We start from the raw sequence: 3,611 nt of genomic DNA on the forward strand, positions 1-3,611 counted from the left end.
AAACCTCGCAGGACCCGGGGCAAACTCGCCAAAATACGGCTCAAACAGTGCCCCGGGTCCTGCGAGGTTTCGTCCTCTTCTGCGTAACCCGTTCTAAGGCGCCGCCTCAAGCGATTCGGCTCCCGCTCCTTTTGTGCCCCCTGCCCAGAGCTCCCCCTTGCACCGGCCCGCTCCTTCTTTGGTTCATGCTGTGTAGGGTTTCCGGCCTTCTTAGTATTGGGTCGGTTATCTGTTGCTGGGAGGCAGCTTTTTTAGAATATCAGTAAGACAAGTACCAGGGAAATAAGAGGTGTTATGGTTCCAAGAAGAAGCTGCGACGGCGTATGCCGCTTCATCGCCAGACACGCCCAGTATACTACCGGCAGGATCAAGAGTGCCCAGTATCCGTTGATGCCGCAGAAATGAACCAATAAAGCCACTGGTCCCGCTACACCGCAGGCATGTCCGCTTGCTTTGATTTTCAGTAATTTATTAAATATAGAGAGTATTACACCGGATATTAGATAAGTCAGATATATCTGAAAGACCCCTTTCGGCGCATCTGCAGCAACAGCAAATACCGTTCCGCAGACATATCCTGCTACCGCCATAATAAACGCCAGCTTCCTCTGTCCGTCCCTCCCCCGGTCCCGAAACCCGGGCAGCACCTTCTGCAGCGGATAAGCCAGCAACGGCAGTACTGTCAAAAACAAAATCGCCATCAACAGCTGAAATATTCCTCCGAAAATCAAAGGCCTTACCAAATACAGCAAAATTAACGTAACCAACGCCACAACCGGCGCTACCGTAATCACCCTTACACTCTTCGCTACCTTCATCTTTACATCCGTCTCCATAAAACCATCCATCCTTTCTATCCCCAAAGTATCTTCATATCCGCCATTTATATTTCCCCGCGCCACGCGTCCACTTCGCATCCCACCCAACGCGTCACATTCCATCATCACACGCCGTTTTGCGTCATATTATGTCGCATTATGTCACGTCGCACCGTCTCACATAGTATTCAATACTACATGATATACTCTAACACTTCCCACTACGATTGTCAAACTATATCCTTATTACCCTTTTTACTTAATCTATACACTTATTACCCTATTTACTTATTAATCTATATCCTTATTACCCTATATATGCTTATTAATCTATATACTTATTACCCTATATATGCTTATTAATCTATATACTTATTAATCTAAATACTTATTAATCCCTCAACTTTATAATTACATACTTCATTAGCTACTTCTCAAGAATAAAAAAATACTTAACAGTTGCCTTTTTATATATTCATAATTATAAATCATACCCTATCTTCCGCACAAAACATACTGTCATATATGCTGCCTTTCTTATTATTAACAATATTCTCCATAGCCAATCGAACATATAAAATTAAATATCCACATAAATCCTCAATCCCCCATAAACAAATACATTTATCCACCATAAAACAACCCAAACCAACTTCATAATGAAATAAAAAAATGCGCTAAGATAGCGTCCCATCCGCCCATACCAATGTAGGTACTGCTGACCGAAGAGCTTGAGGAGCGGATGGCCTGCTCTGGTTTACCTGTCGGGGCGGTTCCGGGCTCCCGGATGGGGGCTGCGGCTCTGCCTGGGATGGGGGATTGCCTTCCCTCTGCCGGCATAGGGCGGCTGAGCTGCTGCTTAGTGAAATCCGAATGATGGATTCAGGATGCCCGGCGGACTTCACGTCCGACGGGCAAGAGCCTCTGAGCCGGGAACGCATCATGCGTTCCTGGCGAATAGGCTCGATTCCTGAATCCATCATTTGGATTTCACTTAGCAGCAGCCAGCGGCAAGCCCTCCGCCGGCAGAGGGAAGGCAATCCCCCATCCCAGGCAGAGCCGCAGCCCCTATCCGGGAGCCCGGAACCGCCCCGACAGGTAAACCAGAGCAGGCCATCCGCTCCTCAAGCTCTTCGGTCAGCAGTACCGGCCCTTAGTACCGGCCCATACCACTTTTTATTAACATTCTATGAATTTTTTTTCATTTTTATTGGCCCGGCCCCTTTTATGTGGTATCATAGGAAAGGAATATTGAAAATTGAATAATGTAGAAGGAGGTCAATGAATGAACGACAACAGCATTTCTAAAATTACCCCCGAAATCCTGGACCTCGTGAAAATGTGCGTGGATACCAGCCTCATTAATCCCGAATTGTATACGAAATATGAGGTAAAACGTGGATTGCGTGATATCAGCGGAAAAGGTGTTCTGGCCGGTCTGACCGACATTTCCGAAATCCGTTCCTACACCATCATCGACAGTGATATGATCCCCTGTGAAGGTAAACTTTTCTACCGTGGTATTGATATCGAAGAAATTGTCAAGGGCTTTATCAAAGAAAACCGTTTCGGTTTTGAAGAAGTAACTTATCTTTTATTATTCGGTAATCTCCCCAATCAACAAGAATTAAAGAATTTTACAGATTTACTGGCAAATTATCGGACACTGCCTACCAGCTTTGTCAGAGATATTATTATGAAAGCTCCCAGCGCGGATATGATGAATACTCTCGCCCGAAGCGTATTAACGCTGTACGCTTATGACAGCCAGGCGGAGGATACTTCCATCCCTAATGTTTTACGGCAGAGTTTACAGATGATCAGCCTGTTCCCCTTGCTGTCCGTGTACGGTTATCAGGCTTACAGCCATTATCACGATGGAAAGAGCCTGTTCATCCATTCCCCGCAGTCTGAATTGTCCACCGCGGAAAATATCCTGCACATTCTGCGGCCTGACAGCAAATATACAGCCCTTGAAGCCAAACTGCTGGATCTGGCTCTGGTGCTTCACATGGAACACGGCGGCGGGAATAATTCTACGTTTACCACCCATGTGGTATCCTCCTCCGGAACCGATACCTATTCTTCCGTGGCGGCATCCCTCGGTTCCCTGAAAGGGCCTAAGCATGGAGGGGCTAATATTAAAGTCGTCAAGATGTTCGAGGATATGAAATCTACCATTAAGGACTGGTCCGATGAAGAGGAAGTAAGCCGCTATCTGCGCGCCCTTCTGCATAAAGAGGCCTTTGACAAGGCCGGCCTGATCTATGGTATGGGGCATGCGGTCTATTCCCTTTCCGATCCCCGGGCCAATATCTTTAAGGCTTTCGTGGAAAATCTTTCCAGGGAGAAAAACCGGATGGAGGAATTCGCCCTCTATTCCCTGGTTGAACGTCTGGCACCGCAGATCATATCCGAAGAACGCAAAATCTATAAGGGTGTAAGCGCCAATGTGGACTTCTACAGCGGCTTTGTCTACAGCATGCTGGATCTTCCCACGGAACTGTTCACTCCGATCTTTGCCATTGCCCGTATCGTTGGATGGAGCGCGCATCGCATCGAAGAGCTCACCAACGGCGGAAAGATCATCCGCCCCGCCTATAAGAGTATTGCGGTACATAAACCCTACCGGCCTTTGACGGAAAGAGAATAATCCGGGGAAATAAATATCTTATTGAAAAAGAGTTTCGCTTGCGAAACTCTCCGCCTACGGCGGGCCGCGTAAGCGGCATCTTCCTTTCCGCCGTAGTGCGATCCCCGCGGAGCGTTTTTTATTTCATAGGAGCACTTTCC

The 3,611-nt window shown here is 47.2% G+C and carries 2 protein-coding genes; one reads left to right on the forward strand and one right to left on the reverse strand.

All coding sequences use genetic code 11. From position 1 onward, the window contains the following. Positions 1–251: 251 nt before the first annotated feature. Positions 252–944 carry a hypothetical protein gene (locus ABC831_RS26255; RefSeq protein ID WP_343251036.1) on the reverse strand — a complete coding sequence of 231 codons (693 nt, stop codon included), beginning with the start codon at positions 942–944 and terminating at the stop codon, positions 252–254. 1,159 nt (positions 945–2,103) lie between these two features. Here ABC831_RS26255 and ABC831_RS26260 point away from each other — a divergent pair. Further along, positions 2,104–3,471, forward strand: coding sequence for a citrate/2-methylcitrate synthase (locus ABC831_RS26260; protein ID WP_343251037.1), 1,368 nt, complete (start codon positions 2,104–2,106; stop codon positions 3,469–3,471). Positions 3,472–3,611: the final 140 nt, after the last annotated feature.

The sequence above is a fragment of the Diplocloster hominis genome, assembly GCF_032380655.1.
In the GTDB taxonomy this organism is placed as follows: domain Bacteria; phylum Bacillota; class Clostridia; order Lachnospirales; family Lachnospiraceae; genus Diplocloster; species Diplocloster hominis.

Excerpts from the sequence above, each read along its gene's own strand:
- ABC831_RS26255 (WP_343251036.1), bottom strand. The coding sequence starts at position 944 with ATGATGGAATGTGACGCGTTGGGTGGGATGCGAAGTGGACGCGTGGCG.
- ABC831_RS26260 (WP_343251037.1), top strand. The coding sequence starts at position 2,104 with ATGAACGACAACAGCATTTCTAAAATTACCCCCGAAATCCTGGACCTC.